A 21,189-nucleotide genomic window follows, 5' to 3' on the forward strand; every position below is an offset into this window, starting at 1 on the left:
TCGCGGGAGGCCGTCATGGGCACGACGGAATACGGCGACGGAACGGGAAAATTCTGAACGGCGGATCTCTGCGGTCGAACGACCCTCAGACGGCCGCCGCCCAGGCACGCTGTGCCGCTATCGATCGGCATGCACGCCTGGCGGCGGCCCAGGTCCTTGCGGGCAGTCAGTGAGACTTGCCGGCAGCGGAACCGGAGGTAGCACGAATCTTCGGGGTCTTTGCGTCCCTTTCGGCGGCTTCCTCCCTGATGCCACTTGTGGTGGCGCGCTGGCCGACGAGGGAGTGCCCTTCGGATTCGCTGACGGCGATCTGGGCGGCCACCACGTCGGCGGCCACTTCGGCGGCGAGGTCATGGATGTTCTCCCCGGCCTCCTGCGCCGCCTTCTTCACCTCCATCGCGATCCCGACGGACGCCTTGACGACTCCACTCACCACTGGTTTGAGCAGGCGCTTGGCCAGCGGCGCGACGATGAGGCCGATCAGGAAGGGCGGAACTACTGGCGGCATGATTCTCCATCCTCTCCACGCATACGTATGACAGGGAACCCGGGTATGACGAAAGCCGGAGCAGCGCACAGCCGGCCGGTATTCCATCTCGAATAGTCGGGACTCGCCTGGCGAATTGCGGTATCGGACGCAGGAACGCGTCATCCGATCCCGTGATCACCGTACGGGAATCAGACCCGCCTGAGCCAAGCAGCTCCCTTCTGTTCACTCATGTGAGTGCTCATACCCTCTGCACGTAACTCTTGAATCCCGGCACACCCAGCACAAAGTAATACGCTTAGCCGATAATCTTCCTCGATTCGTGCCGCATTCCGGTTCCACCCGCCGCCTCGGCAACGGCGACGAGGCCACCCCGCCCCTGTGCCGTGACAGGGAAGACCCGCCCCCCACCCCCGCATCGCAAGACCCGCCGGCCCTCGCAGGAGTCGGCGGGGCAACCGCTGCCACGCCGCCCCGTCCCCGGCCAGTGGGCACAACCCGCCCGCTCACGCCTCGTACGGGTGAATCAGGATGGGCTGTCCCGTCGCCGCCGACGGCTCCTAGCCCAGTTTCCAGGCGGCTCGGCGCATTCGAACGCCCCTACCGCACATACCGGTTGCCTTACCGTGGCCAATTTCTCGATGGCACCATGACGCCATGCTCCGACGCACCCCGCCGGTCGCCCTGGCGTCCGTCCTCACCGCCTCGGCCGTCGCGCTGAGCGGTTGCGGCGGAGTCGCCACCTCCTCGACCACCACCCCGCTGGTGATCGGCGGCACCGTCCGGATCGCGGCGTCCAGCGAGACGCCGAGCTTCGACCCGTACTCCGCCTTCGGGGCCTCCCAGGCCCACTACGCCTACGACGCGCTGGTCAACGTCGCCCCCGACGGTGCACTGGTCTCCGGCCTGGCCTCCTCCTGGCAGGCCACGACCACCACCGCCACCTTCACCCTCCGCCCGGGCATCACCTGCTCCGACGGCACCGCGCTCACCGCGTCGGCGGTGGCCCGGGCACTCACCTACGCGGGCGACCCGGCCAACCAACTCGCCGGAGCCCAGACCGTCCTCCCGAACGTCCCGTTCAAAGCGAGCGCCGACGACGGCACCGGCACGGTGTCGGCGACTGCCGCCGCCCCCTTCCCTTTTCTCACCCGCACCATCGGCCTGCTGCCGATCGTCTGCCCCGCCGGCCTCGACCGGCCCCGTTCACTGGATCGCGTCACCCAGGGCACCGGCCCCTACGTACTCACCCGCTACACCCCCGGCGGACCGTACGAGTTCACCGTCCGCGACGACTACTCCTGGGGGCCCGCCGGGGCGACGACCAAGGAACCCGGCCTCCCCGCCCACATCGTCCTCTCGGTGGTGCCCCAGGCATCCACGGCGGCGAACCTGCTGCTCACCGGGGGCGTCGACATCGCGGGCGTGAGCGGGCCGGACCGCGCCCGGCTCACCGGGCGCGGCCTGTCCACCGCCGACGTGGCGACCGTGATCGGGCTGACCTTCTTCAACCAGCGCCCCGGGCGGGCGCTCTCCGACCGGGCGCTGCGCCGCGCCCTGGTCTCCGCCCTCGACCGCCGGGGGCTCGCCAACGTCGCCGTCGGCGGCACCGGCAGCCCCGCCACCGACTTCGGCGCCGAGGGCGCCGTCTGCCACGCCGACCTCGCCGACGCCAACCTGCCTGCGCGGAACGCCGCCGAGGCCCTGCGCGCCGCCGGCTGGACCCGCTCCGGCGACGGCCCACTCACCAAGGACGGCCGACCGCTCCGGCTCCGCCTGATCACCAGTCCCGAGCTGGGGCCGACCCTGGTCTCCGTCGCCGAACTCATGGCCCGGCAGTGGACGAAGCTCGGCGCCGAGGTCGACCTGGTCGCCGAAAGCCTGCCGGCCCTCGTCAATGCCATGTACCGGAGTGCCGATTTCGACGTGGTGGTCGGCAGCACGCCGGGGGTCGCGCTGCCGGTCGGTTTCATTCCCTTCTTCTCCGGCCCCACCCCAGCCCGAGGCCTCAACTTCGCGGGTGTGGTCAACCCCGAGTACGACGCACTGGTCGCCCAGGCCCTCCAAGAAACCGACACGACAGGATGCGACACCTGGAACCGGGCCGCCGCCGCTCTCTTCCGCTCGGCCGACGCGCTGCCGATCGCCCAGGGCCGGAGCGGCGTGTACGGCTACCGCACCACCTTCGCCACCACCTTCGGCGGCCGGCTCGTTCCCACCAGCATCCGCCTCCACGAGTGACCTGGGGCCACCATGTCCGTCCCTCAGCTGTTGCGGCACCCCTGGACCGTGTTCCTCGGCCGCCGCAGCGTCCGGCTGCTTCTCTCCCTCGGGGTCGTGGTCACCGCGTCCTTCGCGATGATCCGCCTCATCCCCGGCGATCCGGTCCGGGCCGCGCTGGGCGTCGACGCCGCCCCCGGGCTGGTGGCCGCTCGCAGGCACGCCCTCGGGCTCGACACCCCCTTCCTGTCCCAGTACGGCCACTACCTCGGCGGCCTCCTGCACGGCGATCTCGGTACGTCGCTGGTCACCGGAGCACCGGTCGCGGAACTGGTCCGGAGCCGGTTGCCGGCCACCCTGGAGATCGCCCTCCTCGCCTTCCTGGTCGCCCTCGCCGTCGCTCTGCCCGGCGGTCTTCTGGCCGCCGTCCGCACCCGTGACGGCCGCCGCCCGCGGACCGAGCTGGTGTTCACCGCGGTCACCGCCGGTCTGACCGGGGTGCCGGACTTCGTCCTGGCCGCCGGACTCACCGCACTGCTGGCCGTCGGCCTGCAACTGCTCCCGGTGGCCGGTGCGGCGGGCGCCGAGTCGTTCGTCCTGCCCGTCTTCGCGCTTTCCCTCGCCCCCACCGCCGTGCTGCTGCGCATCGTCCGGGTGGAGGCGCTGAAGGTGCTGAACGAGGACTATCTGCGCACCGCCCGGAGCAAACGGCTGTCTCCGGCACGCCGCTACCTTCGGCACGCGGCTCCGAACATGGCTTCCGCCGCACTTACCGTCGCCGGGAGCCTGCTGCCTGGTCTGATCGCCGGCACGGTGCTGGTCGAGAAGGTCTTCGCCTGGCCCGGCATCGGTTCCGCCATGGCCCAGTCCGTGGTCGCACAGGACTACCCGGTGGTCCAGGCCATGGTTCTGGTGCTCGGCATCACGGTGCTGCTCGCAGGCCTCTTGGTGGACGTGCTGCTCGCCCTGCTCGACCCCCGCTCGGCGATTCGGGAGATGTGACCATGAGTCCCCCATCCCGACTTCCACGCTCGCCCATGGCCTGGGCCACCGGGGTCATGCTGGCGTCGCTCATCGCGCTCGCACTCATCGGCCCGTTGGTATGGGGTGCGGCAGCCGACCGCCCGGACCTCTCGGCCGTGCTCCAGGGGCCCTCCGCGGTACACCCGTTCGGCACCGACAGCCTCGGCCGGGATCTGCTCGCCCGCATCCTGACGGCCACCCGCGCCTCCCTGTTGCTCGCGCTGGCGGCGGTGCTGCTCGGCGCGACCGCGGGAGTCCTCCTCGGGGCGTGCACCGCCGTCCTCGGCAGACGCTGCCGTCGGCTGACCGGCGGTCTGATCAACCTCCTGCTCGCCTTCCCTGCGCTCCTCGTCGCGATGTTCCTCGCGGTCGTGTTCGGTGCGGGCGCCACCGGGGCGGTGCTGGCCCTCGCAGCGGCGGGAGTCCCCGGATTCGCCCGGCTCGCCCAGACTCTCGCCGCAGGCGTCGCGGGCACCGACCACCTGGCCGCGGCGAGGGTCCTGGGACTGCGCCGCCACCGTCTGCTGTGGCGGCACGTCCTGCCCAACATCGCGGAACCGCTGCTCCTGAGCATCACCACGGCAGCCGGCACCGCCCTGGTCGCACTCTCCGGGCTGAGCTTCCTCGGCCTGGGCGTCCAACCGCCCGGCTACGACTGGGGACAGCTGCTCAGCCAGGGGCTCGACCGGATCTACGCCGAGCCGGTGCCTGCCCTCGCCCCGGGCCTGGCCATCCTCTACGCGGCCCTGGCTTTCCAGCTGCTCGGAGAGGTTTTGGCGGGAAACGTGGCGCGCCGCGGACCGGTGCCGCGCGCACCCGCCCCGGTGCCCGCTCCGAGCCGCCCCGCCGAGGACGGGCTGGTCCTTCAGGTCGAGGATCTCACCGTCGAGCTTCCCACCCCTGACGGCACGATCCGGCCGGTGCACGGTGTCTCCCTTTCTCTGCGGCCGGGCGAGATCGTCGGGCTCGTCGGCGAGTCGGGGTCGGGCAAGTCGCTCACCGCGCTCGCCATCGCCGACCTGCTCCCGTACGGCGCCAGGGCGTCGCGGCGCACTCTGCGCCTGCTGGGGGAGGACCTCTCCGCCCTGACGCAGAAGGAGCGGGACCGCCACCTCGCGACAGGTCTGTCGATGATCTTCCAGAATCCGGCCTCGGCGCTCAACCCGTCCCTGCGTATCGCCACCCAACTCACCGAGGCCGTCCGGGCCCACCGGGGTGCGAGCCGCGCGCAGGCCGCGGCGGAGGCCGCCGACGCACTGCGCCGGGTGGCCCTGCCCCCGGCACTGCTGCGTTCACGTCCTCACCAGCTCTCCGGCGGCCAGCGCCAGCGGGTGATGATCGCCTCGGGGCTGATGGTGCGGCCAGGGCTGATCATCGCCGACGAACCGACCACAGCGCTCGACGTCACCGTGCAGCGGCAGATCACCCAACTGCTCACCGACCTCCGGCGGGACACCTCCGCGGCGATCCTGTTCATCAGCCACGACGTCGCCCTCGTGGGTGAGTTCTGCGAACGGGTCCTGGTGATGTACGCGGGCACCATCGTCGAGGCCATGCCCGTCGACCGCCTCGCCGACGGGGCCCGGCACCCCTACACCCGGGCCCTGGTCGCATCGGTACCGGACCTCACCGCCGACCGGGGCCAACCGCTGCCGACGGTCGAGGGCGCACCGCCCGATCCGCTCGCACCCGCACCGGGGTGCCCGTTCGTGTCCCGTTGCCCGCGCCGCCAAGACCGCTGCGCCGAGCAGGCTCCCCCGCTGGCAGACCTCGATACCGACCACCGGATCGCCTGCTGGCATCCGGAGCCGGCGGCGGCCCCGGAGGCGGTGACCACCTCATGACCACTCTCCAGGTGATCGACCTCACCGTCCGCCACCCCGGGCCCCGTGACTCGCCCGCTGCCGTGGACGGTGTCTCGCTGGAGATCCCGTCCGGCACCACACTCGGCCTCGTGGGAGAGTCCGGCAGCGGGAAGTCCAGCCTGGCCGGCGCGATCGTCGGCCTTGTACCCGTGCAGGGTGGCCAAGTTCTGCTGGACGGCCGTGAGATCCGCACCCGCACCGTCCGCGACCGGCGTCGGCTCGGCCGCCTGGTCCAGATCGTCCTCCAGGACCCGGACACCGCGCTCGACCCTCGGATGACTGCCCGTCAGACGCTTGTCGAAGGCGCCACGGTCTTCCGTCGACTCGACCGGGCCGCCCGTGCCGAGCGCGTCACCGAACTCCTCGGCCTCGTCGGCCTGGATCCTCGGCTCGCCGATCGCCTCCCGCGACAGCTGTCCGGCGGTCAGCGCCAGCGGGTCGCCCTTGCCCGCTCCTTGTCCGTCAAGCCCGGCCTGCTCATCGCCGACGAGATCACCTCGGCGCTCGACGTCTCGGTGCAGGCGTCCGTCCTCAACACGATTCGTGAACTCCAGTCACAGCTCGGGCTATCCATGCTGTTCATCGGCCACAACCTGCCGGCGGTCTGCCACGTCTCGGACGTCGTGGCGGTCATGCGGCACGGCCGCATCGTCGAGATCGCTCCCACCGAGACGATCCTGCGTACACCGCGTCACCCCTACACCCGGACGCTGCTCGCCTCCGTGCCGTCTCTGCGCACGTCCCTGCCCGGGCAGAGGTCGTCGTGAACTCGGGCACTCGGACGCGGTGGTCGCCGTAACTTGGGCGACCGGCGCATTCGCCGCCGCCGACCGCCCGGACTACCAATCGCTGCGGAACGCGCGACCAACTCAGTGGCGGGACACCCCTTGGTCGATCCGGTGCCCGGTCGGCCGAGGACGACCGGGAAGGCAATTGCGGTCAGCGGTGGGCTCACAGCAGACGCGCTCACAGAGCACGACATGCATTTCCAGAAATGCACCGTCAAGCGGCCAACCACTTCATCACGCTATCGAATTACGACGCGATCTTGAGACCTGATTCCCGTGAGACGATGCGACGGACCTGAATTCGACGCCCCTGCGACGCAGGCCCAATGACGATCCGACAGAGAAGGGAACGCGATATGGGAATTCTTCGAGGAGTACCCATGGCCCCCGAGCGGAGCGCCGTGACATGACCGTCGCCCTGGACCCGACGTTGTTCCACCAGACCGGCGTGGGCCTGTCCGTACCGTTCGCCATCGCCGGGACGGGGATCCACCTGCCGCCCGCAGTCGTCACCAACCAGGAACTCACCCGTTCCCTGGACACCAGCGACGAATGGATCACCAGTCGCACCGGTATCCGCGAACGCCGCCGTCTGGCGCCGCACCTGGCGACCTCCGACATGTGCGTCGCCGCCGCCCACCCGGCCCTGGAATCCGCCGATATCGAGCCCGAACAACTGGACGCGGTCATCGTCGCCACCTACACGTGGGACCAGCCGCTCCTGTCGACCGCACTCATCGTCAAAGACGCCCTCGGCGCCCACCGCGCGCTCTCCCTGGACGTCACGACCGCCGCCTGCGCCTCCGGCATCCAGGCCATGCTGATCGCCGCCCACCTCCTCCAGAACCCCTCCATCACCACCGTCCTGCTGCTCGCCGCCGACTGCGCCTCCAGGGTCACCGACCCCACCGACCGCACCACGGGAGTCTTCTTCGGCGACGCCGCGGCAGCCGTCATCCTCACCCGCACCGAGACCCCCGGTGCGGGTCTGCTCTCCTACAGCCTGGGCTCCCAACTGTCCTACGGTGTCCAGATCCCCGCCGGAGGCTCCCGGGCACCCGCCAGCGCCGCCACCGTCGCCGCTGGAGATCACTACCTGTCCATGGACGGCCGCGCCGTCTGGAACGCCGCCACCACACGTCTGCCCGAAAGCATCACCAGCGCCGCTCACCGCGCCGGCGTGCCGATCGACCAGGTGCGGCACTTCTTCCTGCACCAGGCCAACCTGAACATCCTCAACGAGACCATGGCTGTCCTGGGGGTCCCCCGCGAGCGCGCCCCGGTCACCATCGACCGACTGGGCAACACCGGCTCGGCCGGTGTGTTCACCGCACTCCACACCGCCGTCGCCGAAGGCACTTTGCTCCCAGGAGACACCTACGTGCTGTCCGGAATCGGCGCGGGCTTCCAGTGGGGAACCCTCTGCCTCCGGCACGCCTGACCGATCCGCAACACCTCCAGCGCTGCCAGGGGTTGGCGGAGAACTTCAGCCCGGGGCGGGGTGTCACGTCGCAGCTCCGACGATGCACGGACGAGTGAACTCCCGGTCGGCCGCTGGCGATCCCGCTACCGTGAACGCCAGCATGGACGGTATGACCACCACGTACTCCCGGGATGAACGGGCCTCTCAGGCCCGGGCGGCCGAAGCCCAGCTGGCCGCCGACGGAATCGACGGGGTGGTGTTCGGCTGGGTCGACAACGCCGGGCTCACCCGGGTGAAGTCCGTCCCGCTCGCCCAACTCGAACACGCCGCCGAGCACGGTGTCGGCGCCCTCCCCTGCTTCGACGTCTCCCTGGTGGACGACTCCTTCACCACCACGGCCGCAAGCACCGGCCCGATGGGTGACCTGCGGCTCGTCCCCGACCTCGACCGGCTCACCCCGCTCGCCGCCCAGCCCGGCTGGGCCTGGGCTCCGGCCGACCGATACACCCAGGACGGCACCCCGCACCCCGGCTGCCAACGCGGCTTCGCCCGCCGGGCTACCGAGGCCGTCGAGCGGCGCGGGCTTTCGGTGCGAGCCGGGATCGAAATCGAGTGGGTGGTGGCCGACGCTGCCGGAACCGCCGCGGCGTCCGGGCCCGGGTTCGGGATGACCCGCTTCATCGAGCACACCGACTACCTGCGAGAGGTGCTTCGCGCCCTCGCCGCGCAGGGCCTGACCGTGCTACAGCTTCACCCCGAGTACGCCGCAGGGCAGTTCGAGGTCTCGGTCGCCGCCGAGGCGCCGGTCGAGGCCGCCGACACCACGATGCTGGTACGCCACACCATCCGGGCCGTATCCGCCCGGCACGGGCTGCGGGTCTCGTACGCGCCCGTCTTCACCGAGGGCGCGATCGGCAACGGCGGCCACCTGCACCTCAGCCTTTGGCGGCAGGGCCGCAACCTCGCAAGCGGCGGGCCTGGCCGCCATGGAGTGCACCCCGACGCCGAGCAGTTCCTCGCGGGGGTGCTGACCGAGCTTCCCGCCTTGCTCGCCCTCGGCGCCCCCGGCGTCGCCTCCTATCTGCGCCTGGTCCCCTCTCGCTTCGCCGGGGCGTACCGCTGCTGGGGCCTGGAGAACCGCGAGGCGGCGCTGCGCCTGATCACCGGCTCAACCGCCGGGCAGGCCAACGCCGAGTTCAAGTGCTTCGACGCCGCCGCCAATCCGTACCTGGCGATCGGCGGAGTGCTGGCCGCCGGGCTCGCCGGGCTCGACGCCGGCATGCCGCTGCCTCCCGAGACCCGGAACGACCCCGCCGCTCTCGGCAGCGCCGAGCGCCTTCCGGCGAGCCTGTCGGAAGCGACCGACGCCTTCGAGAAGTCCGCCCTCCTGCGACAGGCACTCGGCCTTGAGCTGTACGAGGCCGTGCTGGCCGTCCGACGGGCGGAGGCCGAGCTGTTCGCCGGGCAGACGGATGCGGACGTCATCGAAGCCGTACGCTGGCGGTACTGACAGGACGGCAATCCCGCCGGCTCCGCGACGGGCGGAGACGGCGGGCATCCGCACAGACCCGCATCATCCCGCTTCGGCTGCGGAAGACGATGCGAAAGCAGGATCGGTGACAACGGGCCCCAGCGGCTTCGTCATGTAGACCGCCTCGGCACCGTAGCTCGCGGGCAGCCCGATCTCGGGCCGGACGCGATAGCCCAGCCTGGCCCACAGCACCTGCGAGCCGCGCACGGCGACCAAGGAGAATGTGTGGTAGCGGCCCGCACGCACGGTCTTCTCCAGATGCCGCAGCATCTGGTGGACCAGGCCCCTGCCACGCACTCGTTCGGCGATCACCACGTCGTGGATGTGCAGGTTGCTCTCCGGCCCGCTCTCCCGGACCGCGTCCACCTCGGCCAGGCGCAGGTCCGGGTAGCGGAAAAGCGGGTACGGCAGGGCGAGCAGGTAGCCGCCGATGCGGCCCGCGCACTCCAGTACGAAGCAGGTCGAGGGCGAGGCCCGGTGTCGGGAGCGCAACGCCTCCCGCCCCTCGGACAGGCCACTCGCTGCGTAGGCGCTCTCCTCCAGCGCGACCACCTCGTCCCAGTCGTCCTCCACAAGCGGCCGGACTCGGATGCCGGTCATACGCCTTCTCCGTCCGGAGCCGAGCCGCCGACGCACGTGTACGGCAGCGGCGCGAAGCCGTTGAACCCCTGGGTGGTGTAGGCGACGGCGTACGCACCGCAGGAGTGGACCCAGACCGGGTCGCCGGAGGCGAGGGAGCCCGGGACCCGCACCAGGCCACCCTCCCGGGCGTACGCGTCGTCGCTGTCGCAGGTCGGACCGGCCACCACAGCGTTGACGAACGGCTCGCCGGGACGGGTAGGGAACTCCAGCCGGTACTGCAACTGATCCATCTCGTAAAGGCCGTTGAACTTTCCACAGCTGAGGTAGAGCCAGTCCTCTCGCGTGCCGTCGGCCCGATGGCGGGAGGTGAGCCGGGCGACGTGGGCGCGGATCGCGCCGTGGTCGGCGACCAGGTGCCGCCCGGGCTCCAGCAGGAAGGACAGCGGGGCGGCATTGATCGCACGCAGCCGTTCCATACCCTCGCGCATCACCGTGAACATCTTGTCCAGGGGCGGCTCCAGAGGTCGACCGCAGCGGTCGAGGACGCCCAGAGCAGGAAGCCCACCGCCGAGGTTGATCCGGTCCGGAACGATGCCCTGCCGGTTGAGCGTCCTCAGCAGGGCGGCCAGTGTCTCGATCGCCTCGCCCCAGGCTTCGGCCGTCATCTGCTGAGAGCCGACGTGCACCGACAGGCCGGAGGGCACCAGCCCCGCGTCTCGGGCGGCAACGAGCACCCGCAGAGCGTCCTCGGGCGAGCATCCGAACTTGTGGCTCAGGCCCCATAGCGCACCTTCACCAGTGGTCGCGATCCGACAGAACACCGCGGATCCCGGCGCGTGCTCAGCGATCGCGGCGACGTCCTCCCGACTGTCGGTGGCGAAGTCACGCACACCCAGCCGGTAGGCATCGGCGATGTTGCGGTCGGACTTGACGGTGTTGCCGTAGTGGATCAGCTCGGGGGCCACCCCGGTACGCAGCGCTTGCGCGATCTCCTGCGGTCCGGCCGCGTCGAAGCCGGAGCCGAGCCGGGCGAGATGATCGAGCACCTCATCCACCGGGCATGCCTTCATCGCGAACCGGATGGAAGTACCGGGAAGTTCGGCGCACAGGGCAGTGTACTGACGCCCGATGCCTTCCAGGTCGTAGATGATGGTGTCCTCGGCTGCGGCGGCGAGCCCGGTGCGTAGGGCGGAGGTGTCGTGCCGCCCGAGGAGGGTCGGAGCGGATCTCTGCACGGCGGCCGACGCCGTCAGGGTGCGGTGGTCGGTTCTGCCACGGTCGGCCGTCCGGCGCTGTTCGGCGATCTGACAGATGTCGGTGGCCTGAGGCCTCACGCGTGAACTCCCAATCCGACTGGATGATCGATGCCGACAACGTTCCGGCACCCATGAGAGGGAACGAGGGAGTCCAGAGGAGGGTTATGACACGTAAAGCGATTTCCTTCCCGCCGGACCGCATGAACCTGTAACGGCTCGGCCGACGCCTGCCGCGCACGCTGCGGGGACTGCCGGCCCTGCGGCAGCCGGGCACGAGCACCACGCCGCCCAGGAGCGGGCTGAGTGGGTGCGCCAAGGCGACGAGTTCGCGCAGGGACCGGTGGTGCGGCGGCACACCCCCTTCACCTCCGTTCTGCCCAAATCGGCCTCGGCATACCGGCATTGGAGCAGATACCCGTCAGCGCTCATGAGCCGCCGGCGGGACCTACGCGCGGTGAACAAGAAGGCCGCCCAGGCCGAGCGAACCGCCCAGCAGAAAGCCGGCCGGGAAGAGGCCAAGTACCGGCAGGACATCCGGGCACTGGAGAAGGAAATCGCAGGCCTGGTGCGCCCGGGGCTCGGACGGCTCGTGAAGGAGCCGGTCGGCGACATGAGTCGGCCTCGGTGAGCACGCGGCAGGAGCGGATCCTGCCTGCGGACGCAATCCGCGCCCTGCCCGAGGGGACGGCGCTCTGCTTCGCCACCGGCATGCGCGCCGCGATGCTCGGCCTAAGCCCGTGGTACCTGGAGCCCGGCGCCGATCCAGATCGGCCCAGCGCATGCCGCACACTTCGGGATCATGCCCGGCCCGGATGGCGTAGCTGCGGTATGCGCCAGTGGAGCGGTATTCCTACCGTTGACTCATGTCACTCGCTTCGTCGGATCCCTCTGCCACGCTCGCCCCTCCGGTCCCCGCATCGCGGATGACGGACGAGTATCTGCGCTCCCTGGGCCGGGTCGCCTATCTCTGGGGGTGGCCACTGGTCAACATGCACAACCGGCTGACGATCATGGAGAAGGTGCCCGCTCCGGGGCTGCTGGGCGGTGTGGTTCCGGCCGGTCCGCCGGGGACGGTGGGAATGCTCCACGACTACATCACTCCGGACGAACGCATCGTGGCCTGCCCGAACCAGGACGTGGTCTACGGCTTCGGCATCCTGGACGCCCGGCGCGGCCCCGTGGTGATCCAGGTGCCCGACTTCGGGGACCGTTTCTGGGTCTACCAGGTGGTCGATCAGCGCACGGACTCGTTCGCGCAGCTCGGTTCGCCGTACGGGACGAAGCCCGGCTGCTATCTGCTGGCGCCGCAGGAGTGGGATGGCGACGTCCCTCAGGGCATCACGGACGTGTTCCGGTTCGACACCCGGATCGCCGTGTGCATCCCCCGGGTCTTCATGAACGACACCGACGAGGACCGGGCAGCGGTCCAGCCGCTGGTGAACCAGGTCATGGCCTATCCCCTGGCCGAGTACACCGGGCAGACGCGGACCACGGACTGGTCGAAGGCGCCGTCCTTCCCGGCGGGGGACGCGACCGGCGGCGAGCAGGAAACGCAGTGGGTCGATCCAGCCACGTTCTTCGACCTCCTGCCGGCGATCCTGGACGAGGTGCCCCCGAGGCCCGGCGAAGAAACGCTGTTCGGAGTGTTCCGCTCACTCGTGGACGAGGCCGCGTCTACCCCGCACGCGGCCACCGTGCTGCGCGACACGGCGACCGACGCGAACGACACGCTGGTGCAGGAGCTCTTCCAGTTCCGCAACATCGGCGTCCCTCTGGACCACCACTGGAGCACCCAGCGCAACGGAGCGGCCTTCGGCGGCGACTACCTCAGCCGCACCGCCATGGGCAAGGCCAACATCTTCGTCAACACCCCCAGAGAGACCGCGTACTTCTACCAGGACTGCGACGAGGCCGGGGAGCTGCTCACCGGCGAGCACAACTACACGCTCACCTTCCCCGCCGGCGCGCTGCCCCCGGTGAAGGGCTTCTGGTCGGTGACGCTCTACAACGAGCATCACTTCTTCCACCGCAACGAACTGGACCGCTACTCGCTGGGCACCAAGAACAAGGGTCTGGTCCTCGGTGACGACGGTTCGCTGACCCTGTACGCCGGGGCGCGCCCGCCCGCCGACGAGCACCGGGCCAACTGGCTCCCGGCACCGGCCGGGCGCTTCTCGCTGTATCTGCGCGCGTACTGCCGAGCCCGCGGCTCTCGACGGGACCTGGCGGCCCCCGGCGGTCACCAGGACCGCGGGCTGAGGACGCCGTGCCGCGGCCGCCCGGGACGCGGCACGGCGCTCAGGCGGAGGCGGGGCCTTTGTCCTCGGTGTCCACCGTTTCGAAGTCGCCCAGGCGCCGGCTGCCGTCGAAGGCGGGTACGCCGGGCCCGTCCCTGGCCGGTCGCCACCGGGGAGCGAGTCGGTCAGGGACCAGAGCATCGCGGCCGGTACGGGGGCGGGGACGCGTGGTCGCGGCCGGTGCGCGCGGCGCGGGTCATGTGACGTCGAGGAAGCCGTAGGCGTCGGCGCGCTCGGGGCGGTCCCGGCACCCACTTCGGCGACAACACCGCGGCCCGCACGCTCACCCGACACGTCAACGAGACGGGCGCCGACCACAAACGCGACCATCCCGGCCGTTTCGGCCACTTCGCGTCCCTGCCCCGCCTGACGTCGACGCCGCTCTCGATGAACTGGCTTACGTCATGGACCAGTTCGGCAGCGACGGCGTCACGGTGAAGACCAACGCCCACGGCGTCTACCTCGGCGATCCGCGCTTCGAACCGCTGCTCGCCGAACTTGGCCGCTGTCGCACCCGGTATTCGCGCACCCCCCTCCCCGCCCCACGAGGAGCCCGTATCCCTGGGCCGTCCGCGCCCCATCGGACCGCTCACGTCCCGATCGTGTGGAAGTCCCGTCGCAGTTCCACGAATCCGCGTTCCTCGCGGCTGGGATGGACACGGTTCGTGAGCAGGATCGCGTAGCGGCCGGCCTCCGGATCGATCCACAGGCTCGTGCCGGTGAAGCCCGTGTGCCCGTAGGACGCCGGGCCGAAGCTGTCCCCCACCGGCGAACCGGACGGATCCTGTCCCTGCCAGGCCAGTGAGCGGCGCAGATTGAGGTGGTCCGTGCGCGGGGCGGTCATGACGGTGAGGGTGTCCGGCCTCAGAAGCGGCGGGCCGCCGCCGAGCAGGCAGCTCGCGAGCCGTTCCAGGTCCGCGAGGGTGGCGAAGAGGCCCGCGTGCCCGGCGACGCCGCCGAGGACCACCGCGTTCTCGTCGTGCACCTCCCCGACCACGGTCCGGCCGCGCCAGGGGCAGGCTTCGGTGGCCACCGCACGGGCACGGCCTGCGGGGCCCGGCCGGAAACCGGTGTCGGTCAGGCCGAGCGGGGCGCTGACGAGGTCGTTCATCAGGTCGTCCAGGCCCTGGCCCGTGGCATTTTCGGCGATGAGGCCGAGCAGGATGAAGCCCTGGGAGGAGTACGTGACATGAGTTCCGGGCTCGGCCGTGCGCGGCAGCGGACCGAGCGCCGTGAGCAGCGACTCGCGGGTGGGGTGGTCACGGTAGAGCGGGACACCGCCCGGCAGTCCGGAGGTGTGGTCGAGGAGTTGGGCGACCGTACGGGCGGCATGCGGGCTACCGGCGTAGCGGGCGAGGTGGTGCCCGACGGTGTCGTCGAGGCCGAGGACGCCTCGGTCGACGAGTGCCATGACGACCAGGCCGACGATCGGCTTGGTCACCGACGCGAGGTCCCACAGGTCCCGGCCGTCCAGAGCCGGTCCGTCGACGGCGCGGGCGCCGGTCCAGCCGCGGTCGTACGGGCCCGTCGCGTCGCCCAGCGACCAGGCGGCGCCCGAGTAGAGGCCCCGCATCCGGCCGTCGTCCAGGAGCCCGCGGCGGGCGGCGGCGTAGGACGTGTCGTTGGCGCTCACCGCGTCTCCCCCGCCTCTTCGAGCCGGCTCGCGGGTTTCCCCGCGCCCTTGCCGCCGCCCGTGGGGCGCTCCGGCACCAGCCCCAGCCGGACGCCGGGCTGCGCGGCCAGGCTCGCCGACACCGCGGCGGCGGCGGAGTGCACCATCGGTCCGTACAGCCGCGCGGCCGCCTCGTCGAGCGTGAAGGCGAGGCCGGTCAGCACGAGGGCGCCGACCGCGTGGCCCGTCGCGTCGCGCACCGGGGCGGCGAGCGCGCGCCGGTCGAGCCAGGCGTCGCTGCCGTCGAAGGCATAGCCGTCACGGGCTGCCGCGGCCAGGGCCTCGCGGGTCGTGGCGTCGGCGGGTGCCCCGTCGGGGTCGGCCGACAGGGGCTCTCGCTCCTCGGCCGGCAGTGCGGCCAGCAGGGCGAGGCCCGCGGCTCCCCCGGTCACGTGCTCGCGGGAGCCGGGCCTCAGATCGAGCCCGAGTCCTTGCGCCGGGGCGCGCACGTCGAGATGAATGACGGTGCGGTCGTCGCGCACCGCGTACGACGCGAACAGGCCGGTGCGCACGCGGAGTTCGTCCAGGACCGGGCCGACCCGGCGCAGCGCGGCGTCGTCGGCCAGGGCGCCCGCCGCGAGCCCGAGAAGGCGGGGGCCCGGCCGGTAACTGCCTCCGGTGGCCGCTTCGGCGTACCCCGACGCGGCGAGGGCGCGCAGCAGGCGGTGCACGGTGGGTTTGGCGAGTCCCGTCTGCCGTGCCAGGTCGGCGAGGCGGTGTGGTGCCCCCGCCCCGGCGAGGGCCGCCAGCACCTCCATCGCCTTGTCCACCGGCCCGGGCGCGGGCGGAGCGGCGGCGTCCGCTTCCGGGCCCTCGGAGGCGGCGGATGACGCGGCGGCGGAGGGCAGCTGCTGCGAACGACTATTGACCGGTTTCCCCATGTGGCCTACCTTACCCGAACTGCATTCCATTCACCGGAACGAGCGTGTTGTCCAATGGAACGAATATGTGAAGGGGGAGGCGGCCCGCGCGTCGGGTTCTCCCGCCGCTCAGCGCTTCGCCTGAGCGGTCTCGCGGTGCCCGCCCTCGCCGCCCCGGCCCTGCTGACCGGCTGCGGAGCGCCGTCGGCGGCCTCCGCCGGAAACGTCCTGCGGGTCTCCCAGACCGGGGACCCCAAGACGATGGACCCGCACAAACAGGGCGACATGACGTCGATGAACGCCCTGATCAACATGTTCGACACGCTCACCACACGAGGCCGCGACAACACCCTCGGGCCGCGGATCGCCGTGTCCTGGAAGGCCGTCAAACCGACCGTGTGGCGGTTCGAACTGCGCCGCGGCGTCACCTTCCACAACGGTGAGCCGTGCGATGCCGAGGCCGTCCGCTTCAGCATCGAGCGACTGCTCGACCCCGCCACGAAGTCGCCCATCGTGGAGCTGCGTTACGTCGAGGGAGTCAGCGTCGTCGGCCGGTACACGGTGGATGTGCACACCTCGGTGCACGATCCGATCCTGCCCGCGAAGCTGTCCCTGTTCGGCGGCGTCGTCGTGCCTCCGCGCTATCTCGCCAAGGTCGGCGACGAGGGCTTCGCCGCCCACCCGGTGGGTACCGGCCCGTTCACCTTCAAGCGCTGGCAGCGCGACCACGAACTGCGCCTCGCCGCCTACGAGCACCACTGGGAGGGCCGGCCGCACGTCGACGAACTCGTCTTCGTTCCCGCCCCCAACTCGTCGTCCGCGCTGGCCGCGCTGCAGAGCGGCGGCGTCGACATCGTGGCGGGCATGACCCCGGACGCGGCCCAGCAACTGGCCGGATACCCGGGTGTCCGGATCGACCATCACACCGGCATCCGCACCTCGTACCTGTCGCTCGACACCCTCACCGAGGGGCCGTTGCGCGACCGGCGCGTGCGGCAGGCACTCAACCACGCCGTCGACGTGCCCCTGCTCATCAAGGCGGTGCTCGGCGGTAACGCCACCGAGGTCCCCGCGATGATCCCGCGCGGCGCGTTCGGGTTCGACAAGTCCGTGCGGCCGTACGAGCGTTCGCTCGCCAAGGCCCGCGCGTTGCTTGCCGAGGCCGGGCACCCCGACGGCATCAGCACCTCGATCACCGCCTCCAATCTGGACGCGAACGTCGCCGAGGCCATCTCGGGGCTGCTGGCCCGCGCCGGCATCCGCGCCAAGGTGAACCTGCTCGACCCGGGCACGTACTCCCAGCGCCTGACCTCCTCCAACCACGGCGCGCTCGGCCCGATGTACCTGGCCGCGTCCACCGTCTGGACCATGGACGGCGAGAGCATGCTCCAGTCCAACGTGCGCAGCGACCGGCGGCAGAGCCGCTGGCACAACAAGCGCGCCGACCAGCTCGTGGACCGCGAGGAGTTGTCGGTGGATCCGGCCGTACGCCGCCGCGCCTTCAGCGAGCTGCAGCTACTGATCAAGGACGAGGCGCCGTTCGTGCCCCTGTACCAGATCGACAACATCTATGTGCACAACACCCGGCCGAGCTGGACGCCCGGCGCCGCAGGGGTGCTGGCCATGGCGAGCGCGAAGGTGGCCGTGTGATGAGCCAGACCCTGACCGCGTCCGGTGTGCGGGTCACCGGACCCAGCCGCGCCTGGACCGTGCTGCGGCCCGCCGCCGCACGCCTGGGCACCGCACTGCTGGTGCTTCTGTGCACCGCGACCGTCGCGTTCTTCCTGGTCCGCCTGTCCGGCGACCCGGTGAAGGTGATGCTGCCGCCCGACGCCACCGCCCAGCAGGAGAGCGTGCTCCGGCACAGCCTGGGCCTGGACCGGTCGCTCCTCACGCAGTATCTGGACTATCTGTGGGGCCTGCCGCGCTTCGACTTCGGCAACTCCCTCTTCTACAACCAGCCGGTCCGTGCGGTCCTCGCCGACCGCATCCCGGCCACTCTGCTCCTCGCGGCGGGCGCTCTCGTCGTGACGCTGGTGATCGCGCTGCCCGCCGGCACGATCGCGGCGATGCGCCGGGGCAAGGCCGCGGACCGCGGGGTCATCACGGCCGTCCTGATCGGCCAGTCGACACCCGCGTTCTGGGTGGGCATCCTGCTCATCCTCGTGTTCGCCGTCGGTCTGCACGCGCTCCCCGCCTCCGGATACGGCACGTTCGCGCATCTTGTCCTGCCGTCGATCACGCTGGCCGTCTACTCGGTCGCCGTCGTCGCGCGTCTGCTGCGCTCCTCGCTGATCGACGTGCTCGGCTCCGACCACATCCGCACGGCCCGAGCCCGCGGCCTCGGCCCGGTGCGCACGGTGCTGCGCCACGGGCTGCGCAACGCGTCGCTGCCCGTGGTGACGGTCGTCGGTCTGGAGGTCGGCAGCCTGCTCGGCGGCGCGATCCTGACCGAGCAGGTCTTCTCCTGGCCGGGTGTCGGCCAGCTGACCGTCCAGGCCATCGCCAACCGCGACTTCCCCCTGGTACAGGGCACCGTGCTGCTGTTCGCCGCCACGTTCGTCGTGGTGAACCTGCTCGTGGACCTGTCCTACGGCCTCCTCGACCCGAGGGTGAGGAACTCCCGATGACCACCACCACTACCGCCCCCGCGGCCGCCGCCGCCCCGGCTCCTGCCTCGGCCCCGCCGTCCGTGCTGCGCTCGCTGCTGCGCAACCGGCTCGCCGCCGTCGCACTTCTCTTCCTGCTCCTGATCGTCTTGTGCGCCCTGTTCGCGCCCCTGATCGCTCCCGCCGACCCGGGCGCCCAGAACCTCCTGGGCCGGCTCCGGCCCCCGGCCTGGCAGTCCGGCGGCAGCGCGGACCACCTCCTCGGCACCGACCAGCTCGGCCGCGACCTGCTCTCCCGAGTCATCTACGGCACCCGGGTCTCGCTGCTCGTCGGCGCCGGAGCGGCCCTGCTCGCCGGGGTCATCGGTACCGTCGCCGGCCTCGCCTCCGGCTACCTCGGCGGCTGGACCGACCGCGTCGTCATGCGCGTCGCGGACGTCCAGCTCGCCTTCCCCGCGATCCTGCTGGCGCTCGCCGTCGTCGGCTTCGTCGGCTCGGGCCTCGGCTACGTCATCCTCGTGATCGGCATCACCGGCTGGGTGTCGTACGCCCGTGTGGTGCGCTCCGAGGTGCTGTCGCTGCGCACCCGCGACTTCATCACCGAGGCCCGCGCGATCGGCGTCGGCGACGGGGCGATCATGCGCCGGCACCTGCTGCCCAACGTCATGGCCCCGCTGGCCACGATCGGCACCCTGCACATCGCGTCCGCCATCGTCGCCGAGGCCTCGCTGAGCTACCTGGGCCTCGGTGTTCCGAAGGAGACGGTGACCTGGGGCGGGATGCTCTCGGACGGACAGCTCTACCTCGGCACGTCCTGGTGGATCGCAGTCTTCCCCGGCATCGCGCTCATGCTCACCTCGCTGTCCATCAACATCCTGGGCGACGCGCTGCGCGACGTCGCGGACCCGAAGGCGTACCGCCGATGACCGACTCCGCACAGACCCCGCCGTCCTCACCCGTTCTCGAATTCCGGGACCTGCGCGTCGACTTCGCCCTCGCCTCCTCGACCGTGCACGCGGTGCGCGGGGTGAGCTTCGCGGTGAAATCCGGCGAGACCCTCGCCGTCGTCGGCGAGTCCGGCAGCGGCAAGTCGGCCACCGCGCTGTCCGCGCTGCGCCTCAACCCCGAACCTCCGTGCGTGTACGCCGGCGGGCAGGTGCTGCTCGACGGCAAGGACGTACTCGCCCTGCGTGAGAAGGAGTTGCGCAAGGTCCGCGGAGCCCGGATCTCCATGGTCTTCCAGGACCCGATGACCAGTCTCGACCCCATGCAACGGGTGGGCGACCAGGTGTCCGAGGTGTTGCGCCTGCACGGCGACCACACCCGTGCCGAGGCCCGCCGGGCAGCGCTGACCGCACTGGACGAGGTCGGCATCCCCGACCCGGAACGGCGCTACGGCCAGTACCCGCACGAGTTGTCCGGCGGCCTGCGCCAGCGCGTCATGATCGCCTCCGCGCTCGTGGCCCGCCCCAGCGTCCTGATCGCCGACGAGCCCACCACGGCGCTGGACGTGACCGTGCAGCGGCAGATCCTGGAGCTGCTCGTGAGCCTCCAGCGACGCCACGGCATGGCCGTCCTGCTGATCACCCACGACCTGGGCGTCGTCGCCGAGACCGCCGACCGCGTCGTCGTCATGCGGCACGGCGAGGTCGTCGAGACGGGCGACGTCCAGCAGGTGTTCACCCGCCCCGCCGCCTCGTACACCCGCGATCTGCTGGCCGCCACTCCCCGACTGGAGCCCGTCGCATGACCACGACCCCGCTGCTGGAAATCGACGGACTGCGCAAGGAGTTCCCCGGCCGCCCGCCGAGCGTCGCCGTGGACGACGTCTCCCTCACCGTCCGGGAGGGCGAGACCTTCGCCCTGGTCGGTGAGTCCGGCTGCGGCAAGACCACACTGACCCGGCTGCTGCTGCGGCTGCTCGAACCCACCGCGGGCAGCGTGCGTTTCGACGGCACGGACCTGCTGGCGCTGAACGGCGCCGCGCTGAAGCCGTTTCGCCGGCAGATGCAGGTCGTGCTCCAGGACCCGTACTCCAGCATGAATCCGCGGCTGCGGATCGCCGACATCGTCGGGGAGCCGCTCGTCACCCACGAGGAGTGGGCGCGCGGGCGGCGCGGACGGGCCAGGGTGCGCGACCGGGCCGGCGAGCTCCTGGACTCCGTCGGCCTGGACGCGAGCATCCTGGACCGGTATCCGCACGAGTTCTCCGGCGGTCAGCGCCAGCGCATCTCCATCGCACGGGCCCTGGCGCTGGAGCCGCGCCTGCTCGTGCTCGACGAGCCGACGAGCGCACTCGACGTGTCCGTACAGGCCCGCGTCCTCGATCTGCTCGCCGAACTCCAGGACCGCCTCGGGCTGACGTACTTCTTCATCTCGCACAACCTGGCCGTCGTCCGTCAGATCGCCGACCGGGTGGCCGTGATGCGCCAGGGCCGCATCGTCGAGTCCGGCACCGCCGACCAGGTGTTCACCGCGCCCGAGGACGCGTACACCCGGCGTCTCCTGGACGCCGTACCGGTGCCCGACCCCAGCCGCCGGATCCTGGGGAGCGTCCCGGCATGAGCCGCGCACCG

At 71.2% G+C, this 21,189-nt stretch carries 18 protein-coding genes; 13 read left to right on the forward strand and 5 right to left on the reverse strand.

All coding sequences use genetic code 11. The annotated features are described in order from the left end of the window. Window positions 1-166: 166 nt before the first annotated feature. Window positions 167-508, reverse strand: coding sequence for a DUF5132 domain-containing protein (locus tag ACFYPA_RS04675; RefSeq protein ID WP_359083971.1), 342 nt, complete (start codon window positions 506-508; stop codon window positions 167-169). A 636-nt stretch (window positions 509-1,144) separates the two neighbouring features. Here ACFYPA_RS04675 and ACFYPA_RS04680 point away from each other — a divergent pair. From ACFYPA_RS04680 to ACFYPA_RS04705, 6 genes are all read left to right on the forward strand, one after another. After that, a complete protein-coding gene (locus ACFYPA_RS04680) occupies window positions 1,145-2,728 on the forward strand; it encodes an ABC transporter substrate-binding protein (RefSeq protein WP_389129472.1) in 1,584 nt (527 codons plus the stop codon). A 12-nt stretch (window positions 2,729-2,740) separates the two neighbouring features. Then, window positions 2,741-3,709: an ABC transporter permease gene (locus ACFYPA_RS04685; protein ID WP_359318966.1), complete on the forward strand. Its 969-nt coding sequence runs from the start codon at window positions 2,741-2,743 to the stop codon at window positions 3,707-3,709. A 2-nt stretch (window positions 3,710-3,711) separates the two neighbouring features. After that, window positions 3,712-5,574, forward strand: coding sequence for a dipeptide/oligopeptide/nickel ABC transporter permease/ATP-binding protein (locus tag ACFYPA_RS04690; RefSeq protein WP_389129475.1), 1,863 nt, complete (start codon window positions 3,712-3,714; stop codon window positions 5,572-5,574). After that, window positions 5,571-6,362, forward strand: a complete 792-nt coding sequence (locus ACFYPA_RS04695) for an ABC transporter ATP-binding protein (RefSeq protein WP_359083966.1) — start codon at window positions 5,571-5,573, stop codon at window positions 6,360-6,362. The genes ACFYPA_RS04690 and ACFYPA_RS04695 overlap by 4 nt, the downstream gene beginning before the upstream one ends. 427 nt (window positions 6,363-6,789) lie before the next feature. Next, window positions 6,790-7,824: a 3-oxoacyl-ACP synthase III family protein gene (locus ACFYPA_RS04700; protein WP_389129479.1), complete on the forward strand. Its 1,035-nt coding sequence runs from the start codon at window positions 6,790-6,792 to the stop codon at window positions 7,822-7,824. A 151-nt stretch (window positions 7,825-7,975) separates the two neighbouring features. Beyond that, window positions 7,976-9,316, forward strand: a complete 1,341-nt coding sequence (locus ACFYPA_RS04705) for a glutamine synthetase (RefSeq protein WP_389129482.1) — start codon at window positions 7,976-7,978, stop codon at window positions 9,314-9,316. Between the two features lie 63 nt (window positions 9,317-9,379). Here ACFYPA_RS04705 and ACFYPA_RS04710 read toward each other — a convergent pair whose 3' ends face one another. Both ACFYPA_RS04710 and ACFYPA_RS04715 read right to left on the reverse strand, forming a co-directional pair. Then, entirely contained in the window at window positions 9,380-9,937 is a 558-nt protein-coding gene (locus ACFYPA_RS04710; RefSeq protein ID WP_389129485.1) for a GNAT family N-acetyltransferase, read from the reverse strand. Continuing rightward, complete coding sequence (locus ACFYPA_RS04715) at window positions 9,934-11,154, reverse strand: type III PLP-dependent enzyme (RefSeq protein WP_389130376.1); 1,221 nt, start codon at window positions 11,152-11,154, stop codon at window positions 9,934-9,936. Before ACFYPA_RS04715 ends, ACFYPA_RS04710 begins: the two co-directional genes overlap by 4 nt. A gap of 475 nt (window positions 11,155-11,629) precedes the next feature. Here ACFYPA_RS04715 and ACFYPA_RS04720 point away from each other — a divergent pair, with 475 nt between their 5' ends. Both ACFYPA_RS04720 and ACFYPA_RS04725 read left to right on the forward strand, forming a co-directional pair. Further along, window positions 11,630-11,803, forward strand: coding sequence for a hypothetical protein (locus ACFYPA_RS04720; protein WP_359354298.1), 174 nt, complete (start codon window positions 11,630-11,632; stop codon window positions 11,801-11,803). Window positions 11,804-12,038: 235 nt separating this feature from the next. Continuing rightward, window positions 12,039-13,676 carry a DUF1254 domain-containing protein gene (locus ACFYPA_RS04725; RefSeq protein ID WP_389129487.1) on the forward strand — a complete coding sequence of 546 codons (1,638 nt, stop codon included), beginning with the start codon at window positions 12,039-12,041 and terminating at the stop codon, window positions 13,674-13,676. Between the two features lie 385 nt (window positions 13,677-14,061). On the opposite strand, the gene ACFYPA_RS04730 is transcribed toward ACFYPA_RS04725, so the two are convergent. After that, entirely contained in the window at window positions 14,062-15,045 is a 984-nt protein-coding gene (locus ACFYPA_RS04730; protein WP_389130379.1) for a serine hydrolase domain-containing protein, read from the reverse strand. A gap of 56 nt (window positions 15,046-15,101) precedes the next feature. Continuing rightward, a complete protein-coding gene (locus ACFYPA_RS04735) occupies window positions 15,102-16,025 on the reverse strand; it encodes a helix-turn-helix domain-containing protein (RefSeq protein WP_359083957.1) in 924 nt (307 codons plus the stop codon). A gap of 54 nt (window positions 16,026-16,079) precedes the next feature. Here ACFYPA_RS04735 and ACFYPA_RS04740 point away from each other — a divergent pair, with 54 nt between their 5' ends. The 5 genes from ACFYPA_RS04740 to ACFYPA_RS04760 are packed head-to-tail and all read left to right on the forward strand — an operon-like array spanning window position 16,080 to window position 21,178. Then, window positions 16,080-17,654, forward strand: a complete 1,575-nt coding sequence (locus ACFYPA_RS04740; RefSeq protein ID WP_389129490.1) for an ABC transporter substrate-binding protein — start codon at window positions 16,080-16,082, stop codon at window positions 17,652-17,654. After that, complete coding sequence (locus ACFYPA_RS04745; protein ID WP_359083953.1) at window positions 17,654-18,634, forward strand: ABC transporter permease; 981 nt, start codon at window positions 17,654-17,656, stop codon at window positions 18,632-18,634. Before ACFYPA_RS04740 ends, ACFYPA_RS04745 begins: the two co-directional genes overlap by 1 nt. After that, window positions 18,631-19,539 carry an ABC transporter permease gene (locus ACFYPA_RS04750; protein ID WP_389129493.1) on the forward strand — a complete coding sequence of 303 codons (909 nt, stop codon included), beginning with the start codon at window positions 18,631-18,633 and terminating at the stop codon, window positions 19,537-19,539. The genes ACFYPA_RS04745 and ACFYPA_RS04750 overlap by 4 nt, the downstream gene beginning before the upstream one ends. Beyond that, the gene (locus tag ACFYPA_RS04755; RefSeq protein WP_359318979.1) at window positions 19,536-20,363 is read left to right on the forward strand and encodes an ABC transporter ATP-binding protein; all 828 of its coding nucleotides are present in this window, start codon (window positions 19,536-19,538) and stop codon (window positions 20,361-20,363) included. The genes ACFYPA_RS04750 and ACFYPA_RS04755 overlap by 4 nt, the downstream gene beginning before the upstream one ends. Further along, on the forward strand, window positions 20,360-21,178 hold the full coding sequence (locus ACFYPA_RS04760; protein ID WP_359354244.1) for an ATP-binding cassette domain-containing protein: 819 nt from the start codon (window positions 20,360-20,362) through the stop codon (window positions 21,176-21,178). Before ACFYPA_RS04755 ends, ACFYPA_RS04760 begins: the two co-directional genes overlap by 4 nt. The last annotated feature ends 11 nt before the right edge of the window (window positions 21,179-21,189 follow it).

It is taken from the genome of Streptomyces sp. NPDC005775, assembly GCF_042871565.1.
In the GTDB taxonomy this organism is placed as follows: domain Bacteria; phylum Actinomycetota; class Actinomycetes; order Streptomycetales; family Streptomycetaceae; genus Streptomyces.

What these genes read in the sequence shown, in the direction of transcription:
- ACFYPA_RS04675 (WP_359083971.1), bottom strand. Translation starts at nt 508, where the DNA reads ATGCCGCCAGTAGTTCCGCCCTTCCTGATCGGCCTCATCGTCGCGCCG.
- ACFYPA_RS04680 (WP_389129472.1), top strand. Translation starts at nt 1,145, where the DNA reads ATGCTCCGACGCACCCCGCCGGTCGCCCTGGCGTCCGTCCTCACCGCC.
- ACFYPA_RS04685 (WP_359318966.1), top strand. Translation starts at nt 2,741, where the DNA reads ATGTCCGTCCCTCAGCTGTTGCGGCACCCCTGGACCGTGTTCCTCGGC.
- ACFYPA_RS04690 (WP_389129475.1), top strand. Translation starts at nt 3,712, where the DNA reads ATGAGTCCCCCATCCCGACTTCCACGCTCGCCCATGGCCTGGGCCACC.
- ACFYPA_RS04695 (WP_359083966.1), top strand. Translation starts at nt 5,571, where the DNA reads ATGACCACTCTCCAGGTGATCGACCTCACCGTCCGCCACCCCGGGCCC.
- ACFYPA_RS04700 (WP_389129479.1), top strand. Translation starts at nt 6,790, where the DNA reads ATGACCGTCGCCCTGGACCCGACGTTGTTCCACCAGACCGGCGTGGGC.
- ACFYPA_RS04705 (WP_389129482.1), top strand. Translation starts at nt 7,976, where the DNA reads ATGACCACCACGTACTCCCGGGATGAACGGGCCTCTCAGGCCCGGGCG.
- ACFYPA_RS04710 (WP_389129485.1), bottom strand. Translation starts at nt 9,937, where the DNA reads ATGACCGGCATCCGAGTCCGGCCGCTTGTGGAGGACGACTGGGACGAG.
- ACFYPA_RS04725 (WP_389129487.1), top strand. Translation starts at nt 12,039, where the DNA reads ATGTCACTCGCTTCGTCGGATCCCTCTGCCACGCTCGCCCCTCCGGTC.
- ACFYPA_RS04730 (WP_389130379.1), bottom strand. Translation starts at nt 15,045, where the DNA reads ATGCGGGGCCTCTACTCGGGCGCCGCCTGGTCGCTGGGCGACGCGACG.
- ACFYPA_RS04735 (WP_359083957.1), bottom strand. Translation starts at nt 16,025, where the DNA reads ATGGGGAAACCGGTCAATAGTCGTTCGCAGCAGCTGCCCTCCGCCGCC.
- ACFYPA_RS04740 (WP_389129490.1), top strand. Translation starts at nt 16,080, where the DNA reads ATGGAACGAATATGTGAAGGGGGAGGCGGCCCGCGCGTCGGGTTCTCC.
- ACFYPA_RS04745 (WP_359083953.1), top strand. Translation starts at nt 17,654, where the DNA reads ATGAGCCAGACCCTGACCGCGTCCGGTGTGCGGGTCACCGGACCCAGC.
- ACFYPA_RS04750 (WP_389129493.1), top strand. Translation starts at nt 18,631, where the DNA reads ATGACCACCACCACTACCGCCCCCGCGGCCGCCGCCGCCCCGGCTCCT.
- ACFYPA_RS04755 (WP_359318979.1), top strand. Translation starts at nt 19,536, where the DNA reads ATGACCGACTCCGCACAGACCCCGCCGTCCTCACCCGTTCTCGAATTC.
- ACFYPA_RS04760 (WP_359354244.1), top strand. Translation starts at nt 20,360, where the DNA reads ATGACCACGACCCCGCTGCTGGAAATCGACGGACTGCGCAAGGAGTTC.